Origin of the sequence: Streptomyces caeni, assembly GCF_042678285.1 — a bacterium.
Taxonomy (GTDB): domain Bacteria; phylum Actinomycetota; class Actinomycetes; order Streptomycetales; family Streptomycetaceae; genus Streptomyces; species Streptomyces caeni.
This window is the reverse complement of sequence record NZ_JBHUDX010000028.1, coordinates 89,778-114,192: the sequence shown is the minus strand read 5'-3', so window position 1 is coordinate 114,192 and position 24,415 is coordinate 89,778. Positions and strand designations below refer to the sequence as shown.

Genomic DNA, 24,415 nt, shown 5'->3' with positions numbered 1-24,415 from the left:
GGTGACACCACGCCCGGAAGCACCGCTACTCCACCGTCACCGACTTCGCCAGGTTCCGCGGCTGGTCCACCTCGTTGCCCCGGGCCGTGGCCAGTTCGCAGGCGAAGACCTGGAGCGGCACGGTCGCGACGAGCGGCTGGAGCAGCGTCGGCGTCGCCGGGATGCGGATCAGATGGTCGGCGTACGGGGCGACCGCCTCGTCGCCCTCCTCCGCGATCACGATCGTGCGCGCGCCCCTCGCCCGGATCTCCTGGATGTTGGACACGATCTTGTCGTGCAGGACCGAGCGCCCGCGCGGTGACGGCGCCACCACGACGACCGGCAGGTCCTGCTCGATCAGGGCGATCGGGCCGTGCTTCAGTTCGCCCGCCGCGAAGCCCTCGGCGTGCATGTACGCCAGCTCCTTGAGCTTGAGGGCGCCTTCGAGCGCCACCGGGTAGCCCACGTGCCGGCCCAGGAACAGCACCGTGTTCTTGGCGGCGAGTGAGCGCGCGAGGTCCCGTACCGGCTCCATCGTCTCCAGGACGCGCTCGACCTCGCAGGAGATCTTCGACAGGTCGCGGATGACCGCCTGGATCTCGTCGCCCCACTTGGTGCCGCGCACCTGGCCCAGGTACAGGGCCACCAGGTAGCAGGCGACGAGCTGCGTCAGGAACGCCTTGGTCGAGGCGACCGCGACCTCGGGACCGGCGTGCGTGTACAGCACGGCGTCCGACTCGCGCGGGATCGTCGACCCGTTGGTGTTGCAGATCGCCAGTACCTTCGAGCCCTGCTCGCGGGCGTGCCGGAGCGCCATCAGCGTGTCCATGGTCTCGCCGGACTGCGAGATGGCGATGACGAGCGTGCGCGGATCGAGGATGGGGTCCCGGTAGCGGAACTCGCTGGCCAGCTCCACCTCGCAGGGGATCCGCGTCCAGTGCTCGATCGCGTACTTGGCGATCAGTCCGGCGTGGAAGGCGGTCCCGCAGGCCACGATCACGACCTTGTCGACCTCGCGCAGCTCGGCCGCGGAGATCCGCAGCTCGTCGAGCGTGAGGGAACCGGCCGCGTCGATCCGGCCCAGGAGCGTGTCGGCGACCGCCTTGGGCTGCTCGGCGATCTCCTTGAGCATGAAGTAGTCGTAGCCGCCCTTCTCGGCGGCCGAGGCGTCCCAGTCGACGTGGTACGAGCGGACGTCGGCGGAACGGCCGTCGAAGCCCGTGACGGTCACACCCTCCCGGCGCAGCTCCACCACCTGGTCCTGGCCCAGTTCGATCGCCGAGCGGGTGTGCGCGATGAACGCGGCCACGTCCGAGGCGAGGAACGCCTCGCCCTCGCCGACGCCCACCACGAGCGGCGAGTTCCGCCGTGCGCCCACGACCACGTCCGGGTCGTCGGCGTGGACCGCCACCAGCGTGAACGCGCCCTCCAGCCGCCGGCACACCAGCCGCATCGCCTCCGCGAGGTCCGCGGTCGCGGAGAACTCCTCGGCCAGCAGATGCGCGACGACCTCGGTGTCCGTCTCGGACGCGAGGGTGTGGCCGCGCTCCTCCAGTTCGGCCCGCAGCACGGCGAAGTTCTCGATGATCCCGTTGTGGACCACGGCGACGCGGCCCGCGTTGTCGAGGTGCGGATGGGCGTTCGCGTCGGTCGGGCCGCCGTGGGTCGCCCACCGGGTGTGCCCGATGCCGGTGCTGCCGGCCGGCAGTGGCCGGTCGACCAGTTCCTTCTCCAGGTTGACCAGCTTGCCGGCCTTCTTGGCCGCGGCCAGGCCCCCGTCCGCGAGTACGGCGACGCCCGCCGAGTCGTAGCCCCGGTACTCCAGCCGCTTCAGTCCCGCCACGACCACGTCGAGCGCCGACTGCGGTCCCACGTATCCCACAATTCCGCACATGCCCGGCAGCCTACGTGCCTGGCGGCGCCCGAAACCGCCGCCGCGTGCCCGAAATCGGAAATTCCCACCGGGGTACGAAGGTGTCCGGACGCCGGTCCCGCCTCCGGCTCGGACGCCGGAACCGGGACCAGGACCGGCATCGGCTCCGGCTCCGGCTCCGGCTCGGGTTCGGACGCCGGCCCCGGCATCGGTTCCGGCTCCGGCTCTGACTCGGGTTCGGACGCCAGTCCCGGCATCGGCTCCGGCTCCGGCTCCGGCTCGGGTTCGGACGCCGGCCCCGGCATCGGTTCCGGCTCGGACGCCGGTCCCACCTCAGGCTCGGTTCCCACTCCGGCCCGGCCACCGGTTCGGGCCCGGCCCGGCGGATCGGATGCCGGCCCGACCACCAGCCTCAGCAACGGTCCAACTCCCAGCCCCACCAACGCTTCGAGCGCGGCTTCCGGCGCCGGCCCAGGCGTACGGTCCGGCCGCGGCCCCCGCCCGCACCCCGGCGCGGCCGGAGCAGCGGCGCCCGGCGACCAGCCGGAGTGGGCGACCAACAGGTCGGGCAGCCGGCCGGGGCCGGCGACCAACCGGAGCCGGCGGCCAGCCCGGAGCCAGCGATCAGCCCAGTTTCGCGAGCTGTGCCTGGAGGATCTGCGTGGGGAAGGAGAAGTCCTCGCCGGTGGCGGCCGAGGCGAAGTTGACGGCGGGGATGAGGACGAGGGTGGCGCCCTTGCGGGCTGCCACGGCCTTGACCGGCATCTTCACGTCGTCCTCGGCGTCCACGAGCAGCGTCACGGCGAGCGCCTCGTCCGCTCCCTCGGGCGCCTGGGTCGTCGTCACCTTGAGGATCTTGGTCTTCTCGCCCGCCGCGGTGTAGGTGAAGCCGCCGGCACACTTCCCGGCGGCCGCGGTCAGGTCCTTCATCACCTGCTCGGCCCCGCCGTTCTCGTAGGACGCCAGGGTCAGCTGGACCTTCGCCACGTCGACGGCCGCGAGCATGGCGTCCGCGTCGGAGGCGCCCGCCGCGGGCTTCTTCGGGGTATCGCTCCAGGCACGCTTGGCCGTGGCGGCGGGCTTGCCCACGTAACTGCCGGTCTGCAGGAGCGCGAGCGGCGTGCAGGCCGCGTCGTCCGCCGTCACCTTGTCCTGCGCGATGTCGTCCTTCGCGGGCACCTTGGTGACGACGGTGCCGCTCTTGACGTCCTGCTGCGTGAGCGCGGCCTTCTCCAGGTCGGCGGACGTCAGGGCCTTGGCGGGCGCCGCGGATGCGGTCGCGGTCGCGGTGGCGCCGGCCTGGGCGCCCTTGCCGTCACCGGCCTTGTCCCCGTCGTCGGAGGAGCCGCCGCAGGCGGTGACGAGGAGGGCGAAAGTGGCGGCGGAGGCGGCGAGGGCCGCGCGGCGGACGGCGATGGATCTCACAGGTGAACGCTCTCTTTTCTTCGGCTGGCCGCGGCGACTCCCTCGGCTTTGCTCGGACTTTACGCGATCATGCCACTGGTGTTGATCATGGATAAGACGGTCGGTACCCAACCGTGACAGCGCCGTGATCCGCAGGGCCCGGGGCCGTCCGGCGTGACGGACTCCACCCGCCATCCGGGGCGAACTCCGTTAACAATGGACTGTGATCTCTCCGGTCTCCTCGATGCCCCGGAGCGCCCACCGGTCCCGGCCGGAGGCGACTCCCTACGTCGACCTCACCCGTGCCGAGTGGAGCGCGCTGCGCGACAAAACGCCGCTGCCGCTGACCGCCGAGGAGGTCGAGAAGCTGCGCGGTCTGGGCGATGTCATCGACCTAGACGAGGTGCGGGACATCTATCTGCCGCTGTCCCGGCTCCTGAACCTGTACGTGAAGGCGACGAACGGGCTCAGGGACGCCCTGAACACCTTCCTGGGCGAGCGGCGCTCCCAGTCCGGCACCCCGTTCGTGATAGGCGTCGCGGGGTCCGTGGCGGTGGGCAAGTCCACCGCCGCCCGCCTCCTGCAGGCCCTTCTCTCCCGCTGGCCCGAGCACCCGCGTGTGGAACTGGTCACCACGGACGGCTTCCTGCTGCCCACCAAGGAGTTGCAGGCCCGCGGGCTGATGTCGCGGAAAGGTTTCCCCGAGTCGTACGACCGCCGTGCGCTCACCCGTTTCGTCGCCGACATCAAGGCCGGCAAGGACGAGGTGACGGCCCCCGTCTACTCACACCTGATCTACGACATCCTCCCGGACCGGAAGCTCACGGTCCGGCGCCCGGACATCCTGATCGTCGAGGGCCTGAACGTGCTCCAGCCCGCCCTCCCCGGCAAGGACGGCCGCACCCGCGTGGGTCTCGCGGACTACTTCGACTTCAGCGTGTACGTCGACGCCCGTCCCGAGGACATCGAGCGCTGGTATCTGAGCCGGTTCAGGAAGCTCCGGCAGACCGCCTTCCAGGACCCGTCGTCGTACTTCCGCAAGTACACCCAGGTCTCCGAGGAGGAGGCGCTGGACTACGCCCGCACGATGTGGCGGACCATCAACGAGCCCAACCTGCTGCAGAACGTGGCCCCGACCCGGGGCCGCGCCACCCTGGTCCTGCGCAAGGGCCCGGACCACAAGGTGCAGCGGCTGAGCCTGCGCAAGCTGTGAGCGGGTCCCGTCACGGCATCCCGGTGAACTCCGCAACAGGACGGGTGAAGGAGTCCTCCACCAACTGCTGGTGCTCAGGGTCCACCTGAGGCGTGCTCTCGGGCCGGGGGTGCGGGGTGCTCAGCTCCTTGGCGATCGTCGCGCCCCAGTCCGTTCCCGCGGTGCCGCCGGCGGCACCCTGTCCCGCAGGCGATGAGCCGGTTCCCCGCGTGGCGGACCCCCCGCCCCGTGCCCGTTCCGCTCGCGCCCGTGCCGCGGCCAGTTCGGCTTCAAGCACAGCCCGTCGCACGGCCACCTCGTAGGCCGACGCGCGCTGCGCCTCCCATGCGGCCAGTTCCTGGGCGCGCGCCTGTGCCGCCACGGCCACGGCCGCTTTGCCCTGGTCCCAGGACACCGCGGTGGCGGCCGCGGAACCGGCGGCGTCGGCCGTGCCGCACGTCGCGGCCCACACCAGCATGAGGGCCGCCGCCGTCCGCCGTCCGCTTCCACTCGCCCACGACACGCTTCGCCTCGTCACAGGACGGAACAGTAGCGTCCGCAGATCTCCTGGTGATCACGGCCGCGTTCACCTCACGCGGCCGCTCCCGCCGTACGACCGGGGCCGCGGCCAGAACCGGGACCGGGGCCGGGGCCGGGGCCGGGGCCGGGGCCGGGGCCGGGGCCGGAACCGGGGCCAGGACCGGAACCGGGGCCAGGGCCAGGGACCGGGGCCAGGACCGGAACCGGGGCCAGGGCCAGGGCCGGGACCGGGACCAGGGCCGGAACCGCAACCGGGGCCGGGACCGGGACCAGGGCCGGGACCAGGGCCGGGACCGGGGCCGGGACCGGGGCCGGGACCAGGGCCGGGACCAGGGCCGGGACCAGGGCCGGGACCGGGGCCGGGACCGGGGCCGGGGCCGGGGCCGGGGCCGGGGCCGGGGCCGGCAACGGTGTACCCCAGCGCGCAACCCTGCATCACACTGGTCGGCGCACAAGGCCCCGTCACAGCAGCCCGGCCCCGGCCGTTCGGTCCGATCAGCCGAGCGCGGACTTCACCACGTCGGCGAGCCGCCCCGCGACCGACCTGGCCTGGTCGATGTCGGCGGCCTCGACCATCACCCGCACCAGCGGCTCGGTGCCCGAGGGCCGCAGCAGGATCCGCCCGGTGGAGCCGAGCTCCCGCTCGGCCTCGGCGACGGCGGCGGCCAGGTCCGCGGACGACGCGACACGGGACTTGTCGACGTCCGGCACGTTCACAAGGACCTGCGGCAGCCGCTCCATCACGGACGCGAGGTCCCTGAGCGTCCGGCCGGTCTCGGCCACCCGTGCAGCCAGCAGCAGGCCGGTCAGCGTGCCGTCGCCGGTGGTGGCGTGGTCGAGGGCGATGACATGGCCGGACTGCTCACCGCCGAGGGTGTAGCCCTTGTCCTTCATCTCCTCCAGGACGTACCGGTCGCCGACGGCGGTCTGCACGAGCTTGAGCCCCTCGCGCTCCAGGGCGAGCTTGAAGCCGAGGTTCGACATGACGGTCGCGACGACGGTGTCGGAGCGCAGCACGGAACGCTCCCGCATCGCCAGCGCGAGCACGGCCAGGATCTGGTCGCCGTCCACCTCCTCACCCGTGTGGTCCACGGCGAGGCAGCGGTCGGCGTCGCCGTCGTGCGCGATGCCGAGGTCGGCGCCGTGCTCGACGACGGCGGCGCGCAGCCGGTCCAGGTGGGTGGAGCCGCAGCCGTCGTTGATGTTGAGCCCGTCCGGCTCGGCGCCGATCGTGACGACCCGCGCGCCCGCGCGGGTGAACGCCTCGGGCGAGACCCGGGCGGCGGCGCCGTGCGCCTCGTCGAGGACGATCCTGAGCCCGTCGAGCCGGTTCGGGAGGGCGTCCAGGAGGTGGGCCACGTACTGGTCGAAGCCCTCGTCGTACGCCTTCACCCGGCCCACCCCGGAGCCCGTGGGCCGGTCCCAGGGGGCGCCGGTGCGGTGCTCCTCGTACACGGCCTCGATCCGGTCCTCCAGTTCGTCGGCGAGCTTGTGCCCGCCGCGGGCGAAGAACTTGATGCCGTTGTCGGGCATGGCGTTGTGGCTGGCGGAGAGCATCACACCGAGGTCGGCGCCGAGCGCGCCGGTCAGGTGGGCGACGGCCGGGGTGGGCAGCACGCCGACGCGCAGCACGTCCACTCCGGCGCTGGCCAGACCGGCGACCACGGCGGCCTCCAGGAACTCCCCGGACGCACGGGGGTCCCGCCCGACGACCGCCCTCGGCCGGTGGCCCTCGAACGTGCCCGCCTCGGCAAGCACGTGGGCCGCCGCCACGGAGAGCCCGAGTGCCATCTCGGCCGTCAGGTCCGCGTTGGCGACACCGCGCACGCCGTCCGTGCCGAAGAGTCGTCCCACTGTCTGTCCTCCGAACTTGCTGCGAATGTGCGGCTCATGCCGAGTGTCCGGAGAGCGACCGGTTACGTATATGGGTCGCCCGGACCTCGCCTTCAGGACCTATCCCCGGTCCCCGCCACGGGACTGCCGGAATTGCTCCATAAGCCCGTGTTAAGCAACCATCCCCCGTAAACGAACCGCCCCGGCGGCACAGAGCGTGCAGCCGGGGCGATACGGGCTTGCGGCAGGCGCGGACGCCTGCGACCAGTGGACGCGTCAGCGCTTGCTGTACTGCGGCGCCTTGCGGGCCTTCTTCAGACCGGCCTTCTTGCGCTCGACCGCACGGTCGTCGCGGCGCAGGAAGCCCGCCTTCTTCAGCGGGCCGCGGTTGTTGTCGACGTCCGCCTCGTTCAGCGCGCGGGCGACACCGAGACGGAGCGCACCGGCCTGGCCGGAGACACCGCCACCGGCGATGCGGGCGATGACGTCGTAGCGGCCCTCGAGCTCGAGCACCTTGAAGGGCTCGTTCACTTCCTGCTGGTGCACCTTGTTCGGGAAGTAGTCCTCGAGGGTGCGACCGTTGATCTTCCACTTGCCGGAGCCCGGAACGATCCGGACGCGGGCGATGGCGTTCTTGCGGCGGCCCAGGCCGGCGGCGGGCTGGGCCTCACCGAAGTGGGAGGCGAGGGACTCGGAGGTGTACTCACCCTCCAGCGGGACCTCGGTCTCGGTGGTGTAGCTGTCGATGTCAAGCTCTTCGAGCGGCTGCTCGGCAGTGGTCTCGGCCACGATGCTCCTCAGATTCTCTTCGGTCTTAGGGGGTGGCCGGACTTACTGCGCGACCTGGCTGATCTCGTACGGCACCGGCTGCTGGGCGGCGTGCGGGTGCTGGTCGCCCGAGTAGACCTTCAGCTTCGAGAGCATCTGACGGCCCAGGGAGTTCTTGGGGAGCATGCCCTTGACGGCCTTCTCCACGGCCTTCTCCGGGTTCTTCGCCAGCAGGTCGTCGTAGCGGACCGAGCGCAGACCGCCCGGGTAACCGGAGTGGCGGTACGCCATCTTCTGGGTCCGCTTGTTGCCGGACAGGTGGACCTTGTCCGCGTTGATGATGATGACGAAGTCGCCGGTGTCCACGTGGGGCGCGTAGATCGGCTTGTGCTTGCCGCGCAGAAGTGTGGCGGCGGTGGTGGCCAGACGGCCCAGGACGACGTCCTGAGCGTCGATGACGTGCCACTGACGCGTCACATCGCCGGGCTTGGGGCTGTACGTACGCACGGTTCGTAGCCTTCGCTTCTTCAGTGAGGTTCCTGACAAGGTCACCGAAGACGATCACGACAGCCCTGACCGCACCGCGGTGACGCAAACCGCGTGCTGGTCGCTGGTCATCGGCCCGGTGGACCGGTGTAAGGGCCCCTCACGTGAGAATGAGCAAGCCAATACACATAACGAACAGCCAGGATAACGGGGGCGCCCGGACGGGTCAAAACGGCGGTGCCGCCGCCCCGCGGGCGCCCCGGGGGGTCACCGCGTGTACCCGGCCGCGGAGGAGAGGTGCCGGCGAACAGGACGGCCCCGGCCCGGACGGCCGCACGCGGGCGGAGGGGGAGATTCCAGCACAGGCCCCGCAAAGCCCCGGCTCCCCCGGTTTCCCGGCTCTCCGGGCCGGCACAAGGCGCCCCGTGCCCCGTCTAAGATGCGCCGCATGAGTTATGGGCAGGGGGAGCCCCAGTGGGATCCCTGGAAACCGAGTTCCCAGCAGTCACCGTGGGGAAGCCAGAGCGGCACCCCGGACTGGGCCGCGCTCGCCGAGGCCTCGGAGGCACGCAACAGGCGCCGCCGCCTGCTGCTGATCCTGGGCGGCGCCCTGGCCACGGTCGCGGTGGGCACCGCCGTCGCCGTGGCGGTCGTGTCCGCGAACGGCGACGCCCAGGCGTCGAACAAACCCACCCGTGACCTGCCCGGCACGGCGGACATCCCCAGCCAGAGTGCCGACGCCGATCCGTCGTTCGCGCCGACCTCGGCCCCTCCCCCGCTGGACCCGATGGACTTCATCTCCAGCGCGGCGAAGGACACCGCCCCCATCAGCGCGAACACGCTCTTCCCGGGCACCCAGCTGACCATGGACACGAACGTCTACAAGAAAGGCCCCACCGCCTCCACGACGAAGTGCGCGTCGGCCGTGCGCGGGACGCTGCCCGCGGTGCTCACCAAGAACGGCTGCACCCGCGTCATGCGCGCCACGTACACCAAGGACGGCGTCGCGGTGACGGTCGGCGTGGCCCTCTTCGACACCGCGGCCCAGGCGACGAAGGCCAAGCAGCAGGCGGACGGCAAGAGCATCCTCGCCTCGCTGACCGGTCAGGGCGTGCCCACGTTCTGCCGTACGGCGATCTGCCGCTCCACCACCAACTCCTACGGCCGCTACGCGTACTTCACGCTCGCCGGCTTCACCGACGGCAAGGACGTGACGGTCAAGGACGCGAAGGTCTTCGCGGCCGGCGACGACCTGGCGGAGTTCGCGTTCCGCCAGATCCGCCGCCGCGGCGAGGCCCAGGCGTCGGCGGCGTCCAACCGGTAGCCGGGGCCCGTGCTCCCGGCGGCGCGGGCGTTCCGTTCAGAAGTCCGCGTCGCCCGCGTGGGCGACGCCCTGCGCCTCCTTCTTCACCGGCGCGCCCTGCACGTACTGGAGGAGGCATCCGGAAGCACCACCGCGGCGAACAGCCGCTTGCCGTAGAGGATCACCAGCCGCTGCATGGCCTCGGTGTCCGCGCAGGTCAGTGCCGTGACGCCTACGACCACAGCGCTCCACGGAGAGCACGCCCGGGTCCGGCGGGGCGTCGTACATGCCCTGCAGGACGATCTGCCACTCAGCAGCAGCCCGTGGCCGCTCCCGGCAGGGACCGCTTGTTCCGTGCCTCCCTGCTCCGGGCGGCCAGCAGCTCGTCGGCCGGGTAACCGACCTCCTCCAGCGTCAGCCCGTGCGGCCGTACGACGTGCACGGCCGAGTCCCGTACGCCGGCGTCCAGCACCTTTCCCGGCCAGTCGGGCGCGCGGTGCCCGTCCCCCACGAACAGCAGCGCCCCGATCAGCGACCGCACCATGTTGTGGCAGAAGGCGTCCGCGCGGACGGTGGCGGTGATGATCCCGTCGCCGCCGCGCACCAGGCTCAGCTCCTGGAGCGTACGGATCGTGGTGGCCCCCTCGCGCCGCTTGCAGTAGGCGGCGAAGTCGTGCTCGCCGATCAGCCGCCGGGCCGCCTCGTTCATGGCGTCGACGTCGAGCGGCCAGTCGTGCCACAGCACATGGCCTCGCAGCAGGGGGTCGACCCCGCCCGGGTTGTCGGTGACCCGGTACGCGTACCGCCGCCAGACCGCGGAGAAACGGGCGTCGAAACCGCTGGGCGCCTCCCTGAGGGCCCACACCCGCACGTCCTTGGGCAGGCGCCCGGCGAGCCGCTTCAGCAGCTTCCCGTGGTGTTCCGCCCACACCTCCCGTGGCAGATCGACATGGGCGACCTGTCCCCGAGCGTGCACCCCGGCGTCGGTGCGCCCGGCCACGGTCAGCTCACAGGCCGCGTCCCGGGTCCGGGTGACGGTGCGCAGGGCGTCCTCGATCTCCGCCTGGACGGTCCGTCGGCCACCCGCCTGCTTGGCCCAGCCGTGGAAGCCGCTGCCGTCGTAGGAGAGGTCGAGGCGGACGCGGATGTCACCGGGCTGTACTTCGTCACTCACGTCGAGATCCTCTCAGGTACGCGAAAGCGGGCCCGTCCCGAGGGACGGACCCGCTCAGCGTTCGGCGGTGCCTCAGGCGTCCTCGGACTCCACGGCGGCCTCCGCGGCCGGAGCCTCGGTGGCCTCCTCCGCCTTGGCGGTCTCGGTCTCCTTGACGGCGCGCTTGGTCGCCGCCTCGGCCTCGCCGACGGCCTTCTGCTGCACCGTCAGCGCCTCGACCAGCTCGATGACGGCCATGGGCGCGTTGTCGCCACGGCGGTTGCCGATCTTGGTGATGCGGGTGTAACCACCGGGCCGGTTCTCGTAGCGCGGGCCGATCTCGGTGAAGAGCGTGTGGACGATGCTCTTGTCCGTGATGACCTGGAGCACCTGGCGGCGGTTGTGAAGGTCGCCCTTCTTCGCCTTGGTGATCAGACGCTCCGCGTACGGGCGCAGGCGGCGGGCCTTCGCCTCGGTGGTGGTGATACGGCCGTGCTCGAACAGCGACTTCGCGAGGTTCGCGAGGAGCAGCTTCTCGTGCGCGGCACTGCCGCCCATACGGGCACCCTTGGTGGGCTTCGGCATCGTGTTTCTCCTAGGTGTCTGCCCCGGCCGTGTCAGGTACCGGAGTCAGTATCCGAGCGGGCGGTCGCCCGTCGGAGATCCGGGCGAACCCGGAGGTCTGGCGGCGGGGTGCACCCCGCGGGTGCGGGACACGGCCCGCATGGGCGGGGCCGCGGCCCCGCCGTCCCCCCGGCCCGGAAGCCGGAGGCGTCGGGCACCGTCCCCCACCTCCCGGCCGGACGGCCGGTACATGAGGAACGGCCCCGTCCCGGCCCGAAAGCCGGAGTACAGGCAGCGCGCTCCCTGCCCGTTGGGCCGGGGCCGGAGGACCGGGCACGCCGCCCCGCGCCGTTCCGGCCCGAGAGCCGGGTTTCCGGGACCGAGGTCCCAGGGCCCGGGGGCGCAGCCCCGGAGAATCGTCCCGGCGAGGCGGGGAAACCCCGCGCCCCGCCGGTGGCGATCAGTACTGCTCGGTCTCGACGAACCCGGCGTCCGCGTCGTCGTCGGCGCCGAAGGCGTCCGCGGCGGCGGTCGGGTCGAATCCGGGCGGGCTGTCCTTCAGGGCCAGGCCCATGCCGGCCAGCTTCGCCTTGACCTCGTCGATGGACTTCGCGCCGAAGTTGCGGATGTCCAGCAGGTCCGCCTCGGAGCGGGCCACGAGTTCGCCCACCGAGTGGATGCCCTCGCGCTTGAGGCAGTTGTAGGAGCGGACGGTGAGCTCCAGCTCCTCGATCGGCAGCGCCAGGTCGGCGGCGAGGGCGGCGTCCGTCGGGGACGGACCCATGTCGATGCCCTCGGCGTCGATGTTCAGCTCGCGGGCGAGGCCGAACAGCTCGACCAGGGTCTTGCCCGCCGACGCCATGGCGTCACGCGGACGCATGGCCTGCTTGGTCTCGACGTCGACGATCAGCTTGTCGAAGTCGGTGCGCTGCTCGACACGGGTCGCCTCGACCTTGTAGGTGACCTTGAGAACCGGCGAGTAGATCGAGTCGACCGGGATACGGCCGATCTCCTGGCCCACCTGCTTGTTCTGCACGGCGGAGACATAACCGCGACCGCGCTCGACGGTCAGCTCCATCTCCAGCTTGCCCTTGCCGTTGAGCGTGGCGAGGACGAGGTCGGGGTTGTGCACCTCGACACCGGCCGGGGGCGCGATGTCGGCGGCGGTGACGAGACCCGGGCCCTGCTTGCGCAGGTACATCACGACCGGCTCGTCGTGCTCGGAGGAGACGACCAGCTGCTTGATGTTGAGGATCAGGTCGGTGACGTCCTCCTTGACGCCCGGCACGGTGGTGAACTCGTGCAGAACGCCGTCGATGCGGATGGACGTGACCGCCGCACCCGGGATCGAGGAGAGGAGCGTACGACGCAGGGAGTTGCCGAGGGTGTAGCCGAAGCCCGGCTCCAGCGGCTCGATCACGAACCGGGAGCGGAACTCGTCGACGACCTCTTCGGTCAACGAGGGACGCTGAGCGATCAGCATGTGTGGATCAGATCCTTCAGTCGTGGGCGCCCGCTATATGACGCCCGACGGACCGCACCGAAAGAGTGCGGGTACTGCAAGGGTACGGGCGGTACGACCCGAACACGGAGCGTACCGCCCGAATCCTGCCAGGCAGGCCGTGCCTCAGACGCGGCGGCGCTTCGGCGGACGGCAGCCGTTGTGCGGGGTCGGGGTGACGTCCTGGATGGAACCGACCTCCAGGCCCGTGGCCTGGAGGGAACGGATCGCGGTCTCACGACCGGAACCCGGGCCCTTCACGAAGACGTCGACCTTGCGCATGCCGTGCTCCTGGGCACGGCGCGCGGCCGACTCGGCGGCCATCTGCGCGGCGAACGGCGTGGACTTCCGGGAGCCCTTGAAGCCGACGTGGCCGGCGGAGGCCCAGGAGATCACGTTGCCGGACGGGTCCGTGATCGAGACGATCGTGTTGTTGAACGTGCTCTTGATGTGCGCGTGGCCGTGAGCGACGTTCTTCTTTTCCTTGCGGCGCACCTTCTTGGCAGCGCCCTGACGTCCCTTGGGGGGCATCCTCTATCTCCTAGGGAGGTGGTCGGTCCTACAGCGAAGACCGTGGACAGATGTCCGCTGCGGACTACTTCTTGCCCGGCTTCTTCTTGCCGGCGATGGCGCGACGCGGACCCTTGCGGGTGCGAGCGTTGGTGCTGGTGCGCTGGCCGCGGACGGGAAGACCGCGACGGTGCCGCAGGCCCTGGTAGCAGCCGATCTCGACCTTGCGGCGGATGTCGGCCTGGATCTCGCGACGGAGGTCACCCTCGGTCTTGATGTTGTTGTCGACGTACTCGCGGATCGCGATCAGCTGCTCCTCGGAGAGGTCACGAACACGGGTGTTCGGGTCCACACCGGTGGCGGCCAGCGTCTGCTGGGAGAGGGTCCGGCCGATGCCGAACACATAGGTCAGGGCGACCTCCACGCGCTTGTCGCGCGGGATGTCAACACCGGAAACGCGTGCCATTCAATGGCTCCAGTTGATCTTCGGAGGTCTTCCGCAGAACCGTTTCCCAGCCGCCGTACGAGGTACGGACTGGGTCCCCGGCCTCCGGACCGGGGGTGTCAGACCTGACGGATCAGGCCCGGGCCCTGCGTATGAACATGTTGCTCGCGTCGCGCGAATCCCTGCGAGTCGCAGAGGGTGCGGTCGTGCGTCAGCCCTGGCGCTGCTTGTGGCGCGGGTTCTCGCAGATGACCATGACCCGGCCGTGACGGCGGATCACCCTGCACTTGTCGCAGATCTTCTTGACGCTCGGCTTGACCTTCATGGGATGTGAGGTTCTCCGGGTCAGTGCCACCACCCCGTGAAGACGGGGCAAGGGCAAGATCTACTTGTACCGGTAGACGATCCGGCCACGCGTCAGGTCGTACGGAGACAGCTCCACCACGACCCGGTCGTCAGGGAGGATGCGGATGTAGTGCATGCGCATCTTGCCGCTGATGTGTGCCAGGACCTGGTGGCCGTTCTGGAGCTCGACCTTGAACATGGCGTTCGGCAGAGACTCGACGACAGTGCCCTCGATCTCGATGGCACCTTGCTTCTTGGCCACGCTTCGCCCTTCGAATCGACTACCTTGATCGGTCGCGCGCCCCGCATGCGGACATGCGAATGCACGAGAGCCGACGAGTCAGTCTACGCCAGGGCCCCCGGAAAGACGAATCGAGGAAGCCTGCCCCGAGCCCGGGATCACTATGCAAGGGGGTCGGGAGCGGCCGTGACCCCGTACTCGGCGAGCTTGGCCCTGCCGCCGTCGGGCGCGGTGAGGACCAGTGGGCCCCGCTCGGTCAGCGCGACGGAGTGCTCCCAGTGCGAGGACCAGGTGCCGTCGGTGGTGATGACGGTCCAGTCGTCCTGGAGGACCCGTGTCTTCGGCGTCCCGAGCGACACCATCGGCTCGATGGCGAGGCAGAACCCGGGCACCAGCTTCGGCCCCTTGCCGCGCCGCCGGTCCACGTAGTTCAGCAGGTGGGGGTCCATGTGCATCTCGGTGCCGATGCCGTGCCCGCCGTAGTCCTCGACGATCCCGTACCGCCCGCCGCCCGGCTTCGGCTGCCGGCGGATGTACGTCTCGACGGCCCGCGAGATGTCGACCAGCCGGTTGCCCTGCCGCATAGCAGCGATGCCGGCCCACATGGACTCCTCGGTCACCCGGGACAGCTCGACCAGCTCCGGAGCGTGACCGGACCCCACGAACGCGGTGAAGGCGGCGTCGCCGTGCCAGCCGTCCACGATCGCGCCCGCGTCGATGGAGATGATGTCGCCGTCCTTGAGGACGACCTCGGCGGACGGGATGCCGTGCACCACGACCTCGTTCACCGACGTGCAGATGGTGGCGGGGAAGCCGCCGTACCCCAGGAAGTTCGACTTCGCCCCGTGCTCGTCGAGCACCTTGCGCGCGACCTCGTCCAGGTCCTTCGTCGTGGCACCCGGCACGGCAGCCTCGCGCGTGGCCGCGTGCACGGCCGCGACCACCAGCCCGGCCTCACGCATCTTGGCGATCTGCTCGGGGGTCTTGATCTGCACCATGGGGGCTGCGGCCTTTCTGGACCGGAGGGGGACGGACTACAACAACGATACGGGCGGACGGGCGTTCCCCCTCCGCCCACGGCTCGGCCGCGGTTCCCTCGGGGAACCGCGGCCTGAGAGCGGCGGTGATGCCGACGTACGACTACTTGTCGTCCGTCTTCTGGCTGAGCGCCTCCATCGCGCGCCCGGTGACCTCGTCCACCTTGCCGAGCGCCGAGATGGTGATCACCAGGCCCTGCGCCTTGTAGTAGTCGATGATCGGCTCGGTCTGCGTGTGGTAGACCTCCAGCCGCTTGCGCACGGTGTCCTCGGAGTCGTCGTCCCGCTGGTACAGCTCGCCACCGCAGACGTCGCAGACGCCCTCCTGCTTCGGCGGCTTGTAGGAGACGTGGAAGACGTGCGCCGACTCGTTGCGGCAGACGCGGCGGCCCGCGATGCGCTTGACCACCTCGTCCTCGGGGACCTCCAGGTCGAGCACCGCGTCCAGTTTCATGCCGTCGGTCTTGAGCGTCTCGTCCAGCGCCTGAGCCTGCGAGACGTTGCGCGGGAAGCCGTCGAGCAGAAAGCCGTGCTCGGCGTCCGGCTGCTCCATGCGGTCCTTGGCCATCGCGATGGTGACCTCGTCGGGAACCAGGTTGCCCGCGTCCATGTAGGACTTCGCCAGCTTGCCGAGCTCCGTCTGCTGGCTGATGTTGGCGCGGAACAGGTCACCCGTGGAGATGTGCGGGATCGACAGGTTCTCGGCGAGGAACGCGGCCTGCGTTCCCTTGCCTGCACCGGGCGGCCCGACGAGGACGATTCGCATCAGCGGAGGAACCCTTCGTAATTGCGCTGCTGAAGCTGGCTCTCGATCTGCTTCACCGTCTCAAGACCGACACCCACGATGATCAGGATGCTGGTCCCACCGAACGGGAAGTTCTGGCTTGCCCCGAAGCCAACCAACGCCATTGTCGGTACGAGAGCGATCAGACCCAGGTACAGCGAACCCGGCCAGGTGATCCGGTTGAGCACGTACGAGAGGTACTCAGCGGTGGGCCTACCGGCCCGGATGCCCGGGATGAAGCCACCATACTTCTTCATGTTGTCCGCGACTTCCTCGGGGTTGAACGAGATCGCCACATAGAAGAACGCGAAGAACACAATGAGCAAGAAGTACAAAGTGATGTAAATCGGATGATCGCCCTTGACCAGGTTCTGCTGGATCCAGGTCTTCCAGCCCGAGTTGCCGCTCGAGAACTGAGCGATCAACGCCGGGATGTAGAGCAGCGACGATGCGAAGATGACGGGAATCACACCCGCCTGGTTCACCTTCAACGGGATGTACGTGGACGTACCACCGTAGGAGCGGCGGCCGATCATGCGCTTCGCGTACTGGACGGGGACGCGCCGCTGGGCCTGCTCCACGAAGACCACCAGGCCGACCATGACCAGACCGACGGCGATGACGGTGCCGAACTCGATCCACCCGCCGGCCAGGTTGCCCTGCTTCTTGATGGCCCACAGCGCGGACGGGAACGTCGCGGCGATCGAGATGAACATCAGGATCGACATGCCGTTGCCGATGCCGCGGTCGGTGATCAGCTCACCGAGCCACATGACGACGGCCGTACCGGCGGTCATGCAGATGACCATCGTGATGGTGGTGAAGATCGACTGGTCCGGGACGATCGAGGTCGCCACCGGGCAGCCCTGGAACAGGGCGCCGCTGCGGGCGGTGGCCACCAGACCGGTGCCCTGGAGGATCGCCAGCGCCACCGTCAGGTAACGGGTGTACTGCGTGATCTTCGCCGTACCCGCCTGGCCCTCCTTCTTCAGGGCCTCCAGACGCGGAATGACCACGGTCAGCAGCTGGAGAATGATGCTCGCCGTGATGTACGGCATGATGCCCAGGGCGAAGACCGTGATCTGCAGCAGCGCGCCGCCGCTGAACATGTTGACCAGACCGAACAGGCCCTGGTTGCCCTTGGCCACGTCGATACAGGTCTGGACGCTCTTGTAGTCGACGCCCGGGATCGGAATGTGCGTACCGACCCGGTACACCACGATGATGGCGAGCGTGAAGAGCAGCTTCTTGCGCAGGTCGGGCGTCCTGAACGCCCGGGCGAACGCGGTGAGCACGGTGCCTCCTGCGACCCCCGCGCATCTGCGTCAAGGGTGACGGTCTTGAGTTCCGACTGAACAACGACTTGGGTAACGGTCGACTGCCGCCCCGAGTGCCCGTACCGCGGCACCCTGTGAAAGTTGGCAGTCCAAGCCACCTTACCGGCGGCACCGCCTGCCTTGGAACGACCAACCGGGGATACCCCAAATGTGGGGTATCCCCGGTCGGGATCAATCAGGTCATCGAGACGCCCGAAGGTTTCAGACGAGCTCGGTGACGGTACCGCCGGCGGCGGTGATCTTCTCCTTGGCGGAGCCGGAGACGGCGTCGACCGTCACCTGCAGCGCCACGGAGACCTCGCCCTGGCCGAGCACCTTGACGAGGCTGTTCTTGCGAACGGCGCCCTTGGCGACCAGGTCGGCGACCGTGACCTCGCCGCCCTCGGGGTAGAGGGTGGCGAGCTTGTCCAGGTTCACGACCTGGTACTCGGTCTTGAACGGGTTCTTGAAGCCCTTCAGCTTCGGGAGGCGCATGTGCAGCGGCATCTGGCCGCCCTCGAAGCGCTCCGGAACCTGGTAGCGGGCCTTCGTGCCCTTGGTACCACGACCGGCCGTCTTACCCTTCGACGCCTCACCACGACCGACGCGGGTCTTGGCGGTCTTGGCGCCCGGGGCGGGACGGAGGTTGTGGACCTTGAGCGGGTTCTGCTCCGCCATGATCAGTCGACCTCCTCGACCGTCACGAGGTGGCGGACGGTGTGCACCATGCCGCGGAACTCGGGACGATCCTCCTTGACGACCACGTCGCCGAGCCGCTTCAGGCCGAGCGAGCGCAGGGTCTCACGGTGGTTCTGCTTGCTGCCGATGTACGACTTCACCTGGGTGATCTTGAGCTGTGCCATCACGCACCCGCCCCGGCACGCGCACGCAGCAGGGCCGCGGGGGCGACGTCCTCGAGCGGCAGACCGCGGCGGGCCGCGATCTCCTCGGGGCGCTGCAGACCCTTGAGGGCCTCCACGGTCGCGTGCACGATGTTGATCGCGTTGTCGGAGCCGAGCGACTTCGACAGCACGTCGTGGATGCCGGCGCATTCGAGCACGGCACGCACCGGGCCGCCGGCGATCACACCGGTACCGGGCGACGCGGGCTTGAGCAGCACGACGCCGGCAGCCTTCTCACCCTGGATCGGGTGCGGGATGGTGCCCTGGATCCGGGGGACCTTGAAGAAGTGCTTCTTGGCCTCCTCTACGCCCTTGGCGATGGCGGCCGGCACCTCCTTGGCCTTGCCGTATCCGACACCCACGGTGCCGTCACCGTCGCCCACCACGACCAGCGCGGTGAAGCTGAAGCGACGACCACCCTTCACAACCTTGGCGACGCGGTTGATCGCGACGACGCGCTCAACGTACGCGGTCTTCTCGGCGGCAGCAGCGCCGCCGTCACGGCCCTTCCGGTCCCGCCGCTCGCCGCCACCGGCACCGCCACCGCGGCGCTGGGGTCCAGCCATTGGATTTACCTCTCTCTTTTCCGCTAGCTACGGCGGCTCAGAACCTGAGCCCGGCTTCGCGGGCGGCGTCCGCCAGGGCGGCGATGCGCCCGGCGTACTGGTTGCCACCACGGTCGAACACGACGGCCTCGACACCGGCGGCCTTGGCACGCTCGGCGACCAGGGCGCCGACCTGCTTGGCCTGCGCGGACTTGTCGCCCTCGCCGCCGCGGATCGACGCGTCCAGGGTGGACGCCGACGCCAGGGTGTGGCCCTTCAGGTCGTCGATCACCTGCGCCACGATGTGGCGGTTGGAGCGGGTCACGACCAGACGGGGGCGCTCCGCCGTACCCTCGATCCGCTTGCGGATCCGGATGTGGCGGCGCTTGATCGCGGCGCGCTTGTAGGCGTCGCCCTTGAGGATCTTCTGCCCGTATGCCATGGCTTACTTACCCGCCTTTCCGACCTTGCGGCGGATGACTTCGCCCTCGTACTTGACGCCCTTGGCCTTGTACGGGTCGGGCTTGCGCAGCTTGCGGATGTTGGCCGCGACCTCGCCGACCTTCTGCTTGTCAATGCCCTCGACCTGGAAACGGGTCGGGGTCTCCACCTTGAAGGTGATGCCCTCGGGCGCCTCGACGGTGATCGGGTGGCTGTAGCCGAGCGCGAACTCCAGGTTCGAGCCCTTGGCGGTCACGCGGTAACCGACACCGCTGATCTCGAGCTTCTTCACGTAACCCTGGGTCACGCCGGTGATCATGTTCGCCACCAGCGTGCGGGACAGGCCGTGCAGGGCCTTGTTCTGACGCTCGTCGTTGGGGCGCGTCACCTGGAGGGTGCCGTCCTCGCCCTTGACGACCTCGATCGGCGTGGCGACGGTGTGGGTCAGCTCGCCCTTGGGGCCCTTGACCGAGACCGTACGGCCGTCGATGGTGACGTCCACGCCGGCGGGAACCGCGATGGGGAGCTTGCCGATGCGCGACATAGCTGTTTCCTCCGTTCCCTTCCGTTACCAGACGTAGGCGAGGACTTCTCCGCCTACGCCCTTCTTGCCGGCCTGCTTGTCGGTGAGGAGCCCGTGGGACGTGGAGATGATCGCCACGCCGAGGCCGCCGAGCACCTTCGGCAGGTTGGTGGACTTCGCGTAAACCCGCAGACCGGGCTTGGAGATCCGCTTGATGCCCGCGATGGAGCGCTCACGGTTGGGGCCGAACTTCAGGTCCAGGACGAGGTTCTTGCCGACCTCTGCGTCCTCGACGCGCCAGCCCGTGATGAAGCCCTCCTGCTGGAGGATCTCCGCGATGTGCGACTTGATCTTCGAGTGCGGCATCGCCACGGTGTCGTGGTACGCCGAGTTCGCGTTCCGCAGACGCGTGAGCATGTCTGCGATCGGATCAGTCATGGTCATGAATTGGCCTTCGGCCTCTCTCGCCGGGGTTTCCTGGTGCGCCATCCCTCTCCCCGATCCGAGACGGGACGGGTGCGGCGCGGTGGACCTACGGCGTAGTAAGTCGTACGGGCGGCAGACGCCCAACCCCCCAAGCCTACGGCATGTGGGGCGGGCCGCCTGCCGGCCCATTGCTTACCGAGAGCCCTGGATCAACCCGAGTGGGTTGTTACCAGGAGCTCTTGGTCACGCCCGGCAGCTCTCCGCGGTGAGCCATCTCACGAAGGCACACGCGGCACAGGCCGAACTTGCGGTACACGGAGTGCGGACGGCCGCAGCGCTGGCAGCGGGTGTAGCCGCGCACACCGAACTTGGGCTTACGGGCAGCCTTCGCGATGAGAGCCTTCTTCGCCATCTCGCTCACGCCTCCTTGAAGGGGAAGCCGAGGTGACGGAGGAGCGCGCGGCCCTCAGCGTCGTTGGTCGCCGTGGTGACCACGGTGATGTCCATACCCCGGACGCGGTCGATCTTGTCCTGGTCGATCTCGTGGAACATGACCTGCTCGGTGAGACCGAAGGTGTAGTTGCCACGGCCGTCGAACTGCTTGGGGGACAGGCCGCGGAAGTCGCGGATGCGCGGCAGCGCGAGCGACAGGGTGCGGTCCAGGAACTCCCACATGCGGTCGCCACGGAGCGTGACGTGGGCACCGATCGGCTGCCCCTCGCGCAGCTTGAACTGCGCGATGGACTTGCGGGCCTTGGTGACGGCCGGCTTCTGACCGGTGATCGTGGTGAGGTCGCGGATGGCGCCCTCGATCAGCTTGGAGTCGCGGGCGGCGTCGCCCACACCCATGTTGACCACGATCTTGACGAGGCCCGGGATCTGCATGACGTTCTCGTACTTGAACTCGTCACGCAGCTTGGGGGCGATCTCGTCGCGGTACTTCTGCTTCAGACGCGGAGTGGTGGTGGTCGCCATCAGATGTCCTCACCCGTCCGCTTGGCAACGCGGATCTTGTTGCCGTTCTCGTCGAAGCGGTAGCCGACACGCGTGACGACCTTCTTGCCGTCCTTCTCCACGACGAGCTGGACGTTGCTCACGTGGATGGGGGCCTCGGTGGTCACGATGCCGCCGGCCTGGGAACCGCGAGCGGTCGGGCCGGCCTTGGTGTGCTTCTTGACCCGGTTGACACCCTCGACCAGGACGCGGTCCTCGCGCGGGTAAGCGGCAATGACCTTGCCCTGCTTGCCCTTGTCCTTGCCGGTGATGACCTGGACCAGGTCGCCCTTCTTGATCTTCATGCTTACAGCACCTCCGGCGCGAGCGAGATGATCTTCATGAACTTCTTCTCGCGCAGCTCACGGCCGACCGGGCCGAAGATGCGGGTGCCGCGAGGGTCGCCGTCGTTCTTCAGAATGACGGCGGCGTTCTCGTCGAAGCGGATGTACGAGCCGTCCGGACGGCGGCGCTCCTTCACGGTGCGAACGATGACCGCCTTGACGACGTCACCCTTCTTCACGTTGCCACCGGGGATCGCGTCCTTGACGGTGGCGACGATGACGTCACCGATGCCCGCGTAGCGGCGACCGGAGCCACCGAGCACACGGATGCAAAGGATCTCCTTCGCCCCCGTGTTGTCGGCGACGCGCAGTCGCGACTCCTGCTGGATCACGTCTATCTCCTGATCGTCTGCCGGTTCCCTCCGGATTGCGGCCGGAGAGCCTGGCGGAACTGTCCTGCGGGTTGCTCCCGCAGGAATTTCGTGGCCTGCCCGACGGGGCCGCGCGGGGCACACGCGCCGCTGGAGCGCGGATGCCCACACGGCCCGGCCGGTTTCCCACCGGGATCCACAGGTCCTTCTGCGAACCTCGCCGGGGCGGCGGTCCGTCCCGCGGGTCACCCCGCGGGACGATGGTGGTCCGCCCCGGCCGGCCGGAGGGCCGACGAGGGGTTGCGCGAGTCGGCTCACGGAACCCCCGCCGGGGCGGCGGTATGACCCCGCGGGCAAGCCGCGGGGATGTCCGGTCGGGCGAAACCCAGCCGGTGCGCCGGCATCGCCGCGGGCCGTCCGGCCGGGCCCCGCGAGGCGACTCGCGGGGCCCGCCGACGGGCCCTGGCCGGGCCGGGCCGGGCGACCGCCCAGGCCCGGAGGCCTGGGACGACAGCCCCCGGCGGGGCAGCGGGGGGCGGGCCCCCGCTTGGTTACTTCGCCTTCTCCAGGATCTCGACGATGCGCCAGTGCTTGGTGGCGGACAGCTTCCGGGTCTCCATGAGGAGGACGCGGTCGCCGACACCGGCGGCGTTCTGCTCGTCGTGCGCCTTGAGCTTGTTGGTACGGCGGATGACCTTGCCGTACAGCGCGTGCTTCACACGGTCCTCGACGGCGACGACGACGGTCTTGTCCATCTTGTCGCTGACGACGTAACCCTCGCGGGTCTTCCGTGCATTGCGCTCAGTCTGCTCAGTCACGTTCTTCTCGCTCATCAGGCGCTCTCCACCGTTTCGATGCCCAGCTCACGCTCGCGCATCAGGGTGTAGATCCGCGCGATGTCCTTGCGGACCGCCTTCAGACGGCCGTGGTTCTCGAGCTGCCCGGTCGCCGCCTGGAAACGGAGGTTGAACAGCTCTTCCTTGGCCTCGCGGAGCTTCCCAAGAAGCTCCTCGTTGCCCAGCTCGCGCAGCTCGGACGCCTTGGTACCGGCCGACATCACGCTTCACCTGCCTCGCGCTTGACGATCCGGCACTTCATCGGCAGCTTGTGGGCCGCACGGGTCAGCGCCTCACGGGCGATCTTCTCGTTCGGGTAGGACAGCTCGAACATCACCCGGCCGGGCTTGACGTTCGCGATCCACCACTCCGGCGAACCCTTACCGGAACCCATGCGGGTCTCGGCGGGCTTCTTGGTCAGCGGGCGGTCCGGGTAGATGTTGATCCAGACCTTGCCGCCACGCTTGATGTGACGGGTCATGGCGATACGAGCCGCCTCGATCTGGCGGTTCGTCACGTACGCCGGGGTCAGCGCCTGGATGCCGTACTCGCCGAACGCAACCTGCGTGCCGCCCTTGGCCGCACCGTCCCGCTTCGGGTGGTGCTGCTTGCGGTGCTTGACCCTACGGGGGATCAGCATGTCGGTCAGGCCTCCGTTCCGGTGCTCTCAGCCGGAGCGGCGGGCGCGGCCTCGGCCTTGGGGGCCTCGGCAGCGGGAGCCTGCTGCGGCTTGCGACCGCGCCGCTCGCCACCACGGCCACCACGGGCCGGGCGGTCGGCGCCACCGCGGGCCGGGCGGTTGCCCGCACGGGCGGCGGCGTTCTCGGCGCGGACCTCGGCGATGTTCTTGACGTCGCCCTTGTAGATCCAGACCTTCACACCGATGCGGCCGAAGGTCGTCTTGGCCTCGAAGAAGCCGTAGTCCACGTTCGCGCGGAGCGTGTGCAGGGGCACACGGCCCTCGCGGTAGAACTCCGAGCGGGACATCTCGGCGCCGCCGAGGCGGCCACCGCACTGGATCTTGATGCCCTTGGCGCCCGCCTTCATGGCCGACTGCATGCTCTTGCGCATGGCGCGGCGGAAGGAGACGCGGGAGGACAGCTGCTCGGCGACGGCCTGGGCCACGAGCTGAGCGTCGGTCTCGGGGTTCTTGACCTCGAGGATGTTCAGCTGGACCTGCTTGCCCGTGAGCTTCTCCAGGTCGCCGCGGATGCGGTCGGCCTCGGCGCCACGGCGGCCGATGACGATGCCCGGACGCGCGGTGTGGATGTCGACGCGGACGCGGTCACGGGTGCGCTCGATCTCGACCTTGGAGATGCCGGCGCGCTCCATGCCGGACGTCATCATCCGACGGATGGCGACGTCTTCCTTAACGTAGTCCTTGTACAGCTTGTCGGCGTACCAACGCGACTTGAAGTCGGTGGTGACACCGAGCCGGAACCCATGCGGGTTTACCTTCTGGCCCATTACCGGGTTCCTTCCTTGCTGGCGACGACCACGGTGATGTGGCTGGTCCGCTTGCGGATCCGGTAGGCACGGCCCTGGGCACGCGGACGGAACCGCTTCAGGGTCGGGCCCTCGTCGACGTACGCCTCGGAGACGAAGAGGCTGCCGGCATCGGTGTGGTCGTAGTTGTGCGCGGCGTTGGCGATGGCGCTGTCCAGCACCTTGCCGACCGGCACGCTCGCGGCCTGCGGGGCGAAACGCAGGACCGCCTGAGCCTCCGTGGCGTCCATGCCACGGATAAGGTCCACCACGCGGCGGGCCTTCATGGGCGTGACGCGGATGTACCGCGCCTGGGCCCTGGCTTCCATGGTTGT

General features: G+C 69.5%; 33 protein-coding genes and 1 pseudogene. 2 read left to right on the top strand and 32 right to left on the bottom strand.

Annotated features, from left to right (window positions below; all coding sequences use genetic code 11):
• Positions 1-25: 25 nt before the first annotated feature.
• Both glmS and ACFSL4_RS12235 read right to left on the bottom strand, forming a co-directional pair.
• On the bottom strand, positions 26-1,873 hold the full coding sequence (gene glmS, locus ACFSL4_RS12240; protein ID WP_381081543.1) for a glutamine--fructose-6-phosphate transaminase (isomerizing): 1,848 nt from the start codon (positions 1,871-1,873) through the stop codon (positions 26-28).
• A gap of 603 nt (positions 1,874-2,476) precedes the next feature.
• Complete coding sequence (locus ACFSL4_RS12235; RefSeq protein WP_381081541.1) at positions 2,477-3,277, bottom strand: hypothetical protein; 801 nt, start codon at positions 3,275-3,277, stop codon at positions 2,477-2,479.
• Positions 3,278-3,500: 223 nt separating this feature from the next.
• Here ACFSL4_RS12235 and coaA point away from each other — a divergent pair, with 223 nt between their 5' ends.
• Positions 3,501-4,469 carry a type I pantothenate kinase gene (coaA, locus tag ACFSL4_RS12230; protein WP_381081623.1) on the top strand — a complete coding sequence of 323 codons (969 nt, stop codon included), beginning with the start codon at positions 3,501-3,503 and terminating at the stop codon, positions 4,467-4,469.
• Between the two features lie 10 nt (positions 4,470-4,479).
• Here the strand turns inward: coaA and ACFSL4_RS12225 are convergent, their stop codons facing one another.
• From ACFSL4_RS12225 to rplM, 4 genes are all read right to left on the bottom strand, one after another.
• Positions 4,480-4,986: a hypothetical protein gene (locus ACFSL4_RS12225; protein ID WP_381081539.1), complete on the bottom strand. Its 507-nt coding sequence runs from the start codon at positions 4,984-4,986 to the stop codon at positions 4,480-4,482.
• A 497-nt stretch (positions 4,987-5,483) separates the two neighbouring features.
• On the bottom strand, positions 5,484-6,842 hold the full coding sequence (gene glmM, locus ACFSL4_RS12220) for a phosphoglucosamine mutase (RefSeq protein ID WP_381081537.1): 1,359 nt from the start codon (positions 6,840-6,842) through the stop codon (positions 5,484-5,486).
• 255 nt (positions 6,843-7,097) lie between these two features.
• Positions 7,098-7,610, bottom strand: coding sequence for a 30S ribosomal protein S9 (gene rpsI / locus ACFSL4_RS12215; protein ID WP_381081535.1), 513 nt, complete (start codon positions 7,608-7,610; stop codon positions 7,098-7,100).
• A 42-nt stretch (positions 7,611-7,652) separates the two neighbouring features.
• The gene (rplM, locus tag ACFSL4_RS12210; RefSeq protein WP_381081532.1) at positions 7,653-8,096 is read right to left on the bottom strand and encodes a 50S ribosomal protein L13; all 444 of its coding nucleotides are present in this window, start codon (positions 8,094-8,096) and stop codon (positions 7,653-7,655) included.
• Between the two features lie 427 nt (positions 8,097-8,523).
• On the opposite strand from rplM, the gene ACFSL4_RS12205 reads away from it, so the two are divergent.
• Positions 8,524-9,399 carry a hypothetical protein gene (locus tag ACFSL4_RS12205; RefSeq protein WP_381081530.1) on the top strand — a complete coding sequence of 292 codons (876 nt, stop codon included), beginning with the start codon at positions 8,524-8,526 and terminating at the stop codon, positions 9,397-9,399.
• A 122-nt stretch (positions 9,400-9,521) separates the two neighbouring features.
• Here ACFSL4_RS12205 and ACFSL4_RS12200 read toward each other — a convergent pair.
• The 26 genes and pseudogenes from ACFSL4_RS12200 to rplV form a co-directional block, all read right to left on the bottom strand.
• A pseudogene (locus tag ACFSL4_RS12200) lies at positions 9,522-9,626 on the bottom strand (poly-gamma-glutamate biosynthesis protein PgsC/CapC); the annotation flags it as partial.
• A gap of 62 nt (positions 9,627-9,688) precedes the next feature.
• Complete coding sequence (truA, locus tag ACFSL4_RS12195) at positions 9,689-10,552, bottom strand: tRNA pseudouridine(38-40) synthase TruA (RefSeq protein WP_381081528.1); 864 nt, start codon at positions 10,550-10,552, stop codon at positions 9,689-9,691.
• 72 nt (positions 10,553-10,624) lie between these two features.
• Positions 10,625-11,116: a 50S ribosomal protein L17 gene (rplQ, locus tag ACFSL4_RS12190; RefSeq protein WP_381081526.1), complete on the bottom strand. Its 492-nt coding sequence runs from the start codon at positions 11,114-11,116 to the stop codon at positions 10,625-10,627.
• Positions 11,117-11,555: 439 nt separating this feature from the next.
• Entirely contained in the window at positions 11,556-12,578 is a 1,023-nt protein-coding gene (locus tag ACFSL4_RS12185; RefSeq protein ID WP_003966937.1) for a DNA-directed RNA polymerase subunit alpha, read from the bottom strand.
• Positions 12,579-12,722: 144 nt separating this feature from the next.
• Entirely contained in the window at positions 12,723-13,127 is a 405-nt protein-coding gene (gene rpsK / locus ACFSL4_RS12180; RefSeq protein WP_003956432.1) for a 30S ribosomal protein S11, read from the bottom strand.
• Between the two features lie 64 nt (positions 13,128-13,191).
• Positions 13,192-13,572 (bottom strand): 30S ribosomal protein S13, encoded by a 381-nt coding sequence (rpsM, locus tag ACFSL4_RS12175; protein WP_381081524.1) that lies wholly within the window; start codon positions 13,570-13,572, stop codon positions 13,192-13,194.
• A 190-nt stretch (positions 13,573-13,762) separates the two neighbouring features.
• Positions 13,763-13,876 carry a 50S ribosomal protein L36 gene (gene rpmJ / locus ACFSL4_RS12170; RefSeq protein WP_003998809.1) on the bottom strand — a complete coding sequence of 38 codons (114 nt, stop codon included), beginning with the start codon at positions 13,874-13,876 and terminating at the stop codon, positions 13,763-13,765.
• A gap of 60 nt (positions 13,877-13,936) precedes the next feature.
• Positions 13,937-14,158 (bottom strand): translation initiation factor IF-1, encoded by a 222-nt coding sequence (gene infA / locus ACFSL4_RS12165; protein WP_003948620.1) that lies wholly within the window; start codon positions 14,156-14,158, stop codon positions 13,937-13,939.
• A 140-nt stretch (positions 14,159-14,298) separates the two neighbouring features.
• Complete coding sequence (map, locus tag ACFSL4_RS12160; protein ID WP_381081522.1) at positions 14,299-15,135, bottom strand: type I methionyl aminopeptidase; 837 nt, start codon at positions 15,133-15,135, stop codon at positions 14,299-14,301.
• A gap of 142 nt (positions 15,136-15,277) precedes the next feature.
• Positions 15,278-15,940, bottom strand: coding sequence for an adenylate kinase (locus ACFSL4_RS12155; protein WP_381081520.1), 663 nt, complete (start codon positions 15,938-15,940; stop codon positions 15,278-15,280).
• Positions 15,940-17,253 (bottom strand): preprotein translocase subunit SecY, encoded by a 1,314-nt coding sequence (secY, locus tag ACFSL4_RS12150; protein ID WP_381081518.1) that lies wholly within the window; start codon positions 17,251-17,253, stop codon positions 15,940-15,942. The genes ACFSL4_RS12155 and secY overlap by 1 nt, the downstream gene beginning before the upstream one ends.
• Before the next feature lie 243 nt (positions 17,254-17,496).
• Positions 17,497-17,952 (bottom strand): 50S ribosomal protein L15, encoded by a 456-nt coding sequence (rplO, locus tag ACFSL4_RS12145; protein ID WP_381081516.1) that lies wholly within the window; start codon positions 17,950-17,952, stop codon positions 17,497-17,499.
• Positions 17,953-17,954: 2 nt separating this feature from the next.
• A complete protein-coding gene (rpmD, locus tag ACFSL4_RS12140) occupies positions 17,955-18,137 on the bottom strand; it encodes a 50S ribosomal protein L30 (protein WP_381081514.1) in 183 nt (60 codons plus the stop codon).
• Positions 18,137-18,742 (bottom strand): 30S ribosomal protein S5, encoded by a 606-nt coding sequence (gene rpsE / locus ACFSL4_RS12135; protein WP_009190144.1) that lies wholly within the window; start codon positions 18,740-18,742, stop codon positions 18,137-18,139. The genes rpmD and rpsE overlap by 1 nt, the downstream gene beginning before the upstream one ends.
• A 37-nt stretch (positions 18,743-18,779) precedes the next feature.
• On the bottom strand, positions 18,780-19,163 hold the full coding sequence (rplR, locus tag ACFSL4_RS12130; RefSeq protein WP_381081512.1) for a 50S ribosomal protein L18: 384 nt from the start codon (positions 19,161-19,163) through the stop codon (positions 18,780-18,782).
• Between the two features lie 3 nt (positions 19,164-19,166).
• Positions 19,167-19,706, bottom strand: coding sequence for a 50S ribosomal protein L6 (rplF, locus tag ACFSL4_RS12125; protein ID WP_381081510.1), 540 nt, complete (start codon positions 19,704-19,706; stop codon positions 19,167-19,169).
• A 24-nt stretch (positions 19,707-19,730) separates the two neighbouring features.
• Complete coding sequence (gene rpsH, locus ACFSL4_RS12120) at positions 19,731-20,129, bottom strand: 30S ribosomal protein S8 (protein WP_381081508.1); 399 nt, start codon at positions 20,127-20,129, stop codon at positions 19,731-19,733.
• Between the two features lie 208 nt (positions 20,130-20,337).
• Positions 20,338-20,523 carry a type Z 30S ribosomal protein S14 gene (locus ACFSL4_RS12115; protein ID WP_003948630.1) on the bottom strand — a complete coding sequence of 62 codons (186 nt, stop codon included), beginning with the start codon at positions 20,521-20,523 and terminating at the stop codon, positions 20,338-20,340.
• 5 nt (positions 20,524-20,528) lie between these two features.
• A complete protein-coding gene (gene rplE, locus ACFSL4_RS12110) occupies positions 20,529-21,086 on the bottom strand; it encodes a 50S ribosomal protein L5 (protein WP_055493174.1) in 558 nt (185 codons plus the stop codon).
• Positions 21,086-21,409: a 50S ribosomal protein L24 gene (rplX, locus tag ACFSL4_RS12105; protein WP_381081506.1), complete on the bottom strand. Its 324-nt coding sequence runs from the start codon at positions 21,407-21,409 to the stop codon at positions 21,086-21,088. The genes rplE and rplX overlap by 1 nt, the downstream gene beginning before the upstream one ends.
• A gap of 2 nt (positions 21,410-21,411) precedes the next feature.
• Complete coding sequence (gene rplN / locus ACFSL4_RS12100) at positions 21,412-21,780, bottom strand: 50S ribosomal protein L14 (RefSeq protein WP_003998823.1); 369 nt, start codon at positions 21,778-21,780, stop codon at positions 21,412-21,414.
• A gap of 530 nt (positions 21,781-22,310) precedes the next feature.
• Entirely contained in the window at positions 22,311-22,592 is a 282-nt protein-coding gene (rpsQ, locus tag ACFSL4_RS12095; RefSeq protein WP_381081504.1) for a 30S ribosomal protein S17, read from the bottom strand.
• Entirely contained in the window at positions 22,592-22,816 is a 225-nt protein-coding gene (gene rpmC, locus ACFSL4_RS12090; RefSeq protein ID WP_030174543.1) for a 50S ribosomal protein L29, read from the bottom strand. The genes rpsQ and rpmC overlap by 1 nt, the downstream gene beginning before the upstream one ends.
• The gene (rplP, locus tag ACFSL4_RS12085) at positions 22,816-23,235 is read right to left on the bottom strand and encodes a 50S ribosomal protein L16 (RefSeq protein WP_046732372.1); all 420 of its coding nucleotides are present in this window, start codon (positions 23,233-23,235) and stop codon (positions 22,816-22,818) included. Before rplP ends, rpmC begins: the two co-directional genes overlap by 1 nt.
• Positions 23,236-23,240: 5 nt before the next feature.
• Positions 23,241-24,062: a 30S ribosomal protein S3 gene (gene rpsC, locus ACFSL4_RS12080; RefSeq protein WP_381081502.1), complete on the bottom strand. Its 822-nt coding sequence runs from the start codon at positions 24,060-24,062 to the stop codon at positions 23,241-23,243.
• Positions 24,062-24,409, bottom strand: a complete 348-nt coding sequence (gene rplV / locus ACFSL4_RS12075; protein ID WP_381081621.1) for a 50S ribosomal protein L22 — start codon at positions 24,407-24,409, stop codon at positions 24,062-24,064. The genes rpsC and rplV overlap by 1 nt, the downstream gene beginning before the upstream one ends.
• Positions 24,410-24,415: the final 6 nt, after the last annotated feature.